Raw genomic sequence first — 1,386 nt, 5'->3', positions numbered from 1 at the left:
GAAATAAATACGCGGAGTGGTAGTTCAGTTGGTTAGAATACCGGCCTGTCACGCCGGGGGTCGCGGGTTCGAGTCCCGTCCACTCCGCCAATTTATTTAAATTTTTATCTGTGGCAACTTAAAACCTCACACAATTACCTAAAGCAAACCCCAAAGAAAGCACCTCTAAATAAAACTTAATAATCTAAATAAAACTTAATAATCTAAAAAAAACTTAAGCCGTTTAACTACAGTTTAATTATTGCTTATCTAATTTTTTCTTAAAAAAATCACAGTTCACTTAGCTTATATTAAAGTTGATAAAGGGCTTGTAACTCCATTTGCACCGCGCTCTATCACATGGGTATATATTTGCGTTGTTCTAATGTCACTGTGCCCCAATTGCTCTTGTACCGTTCGAATATCAGCACCTCGTTGAAGTAAGTGTGTTGCAAATGAATGTCGTAAAGTATGACAAGTAATATTTTTATCTATACCTGAATTTTTAGATGCTATTTTTACCGCTTTTTGAATTGCCGTTTCGTTTATATGATGGCGTCTTAATTTGTTGACCTCAGGATCTAAAGATAAGCGATTTGATGGGAATAAATAGTGCCAATTAAATGTTTTCGCAGCACTTGGATATTTTCTCGATAATGCAAAAGGCAAATATACGCCAGAGTAATCATCATTCCTCATATCTAATACATAGTAAGACTTTACCAGCGATATTTGTTCTTTGAGTGCCGTAGCCAGTTCAGTTGCTAGGGTAACTGTTCGATGTTTACCACCTTTGCCATTCCATACTTCGATACAATGATAGTCAAAGTTTATATCTTGTACTCTTAAGCGCACAGCCTCCATTAATCTTAAGCCACTGCCATACATTAATTGGCATAGTAAAAGGTGATTTATATTTATAGCCGATAAAAGTTCTTTTACTTCTGGGATAGTTAAAACAGTGGGGAGTTTTGGGTTTACCCGAGATTTATTAAAGCGCAAATCAAGGCTAAGCGGTTTAACTAAAATATGTTTATACAAGTAATTAACAGAGTTTAATGCTAATGCTTGAGATTTTGGCGCAAGATTTAAATTATTCGAAAGGTAACTTAGAAACCTTTCAACTTCTTTATCATGGCAATCTTTAGGATGAACTTTTCCAATAAAAATTATGTAAGCTTTAATCCAATATAAATATGACTCAATAGTACGTTTAGCGTAGCGTCTGGTCCACATTGTTTCTTTAATGTGTGAGAGAAATTCAGATTTCATTATTATTCCTTAATAATTAAAATGTATACTGTTTATTTATACAGTATAGCTGTGTTTCCCGCTTTATTGTAGAAAGGCAGATTTAATCTGTCTTTCTACTGCCTTTTATTCAGTACCAAACAATAACGCATTGAA

The 1,386-nt window shown here is 34.3% G+C and carries 1 protein-coding gene and 1 tRNA gene; one reads left to right on the top strand and one right to left on the bottom strand.

What is annotated here, in order from left to right:
- Positions 1-13 precede the first annotated feature (13 nt).
- Positions 14-90 (top strand) — tRNA-Asp (locus tag H4J50_RS18915).
- A 195-nt stretch (positions 91-285) separates the two neighbouring features.
- Here the strand turns inward: H4J50_RS18915 and H4J50_RS18910 are convergent.
- Positions 286-1,251, bottom strand: a complete 966-nt coding sequence (locus H4J50_RS18910) for an integron integrase (RefSeq protein ID WP_182257697.1) — start codon at positions 1,249-1,251, stop codon at positions 286-288.
- Positions 1,252-1,386: the final 135 nt, after the last annotated feature.

This window comes from Colwellia sp. 6M3, assembly GCF_014077595.1.
Lineage (GTDB): Bacteria > Pseudomonadota > Gammaproteobacteria > Enterobacterales > Alteromonadaceae > Cognaticolwellia.
The sequence above is the reverse complement of the archived record's forward strand: the minus strand, read 5'-3'. Positions and strand labels throughout refer to the sequence as shown.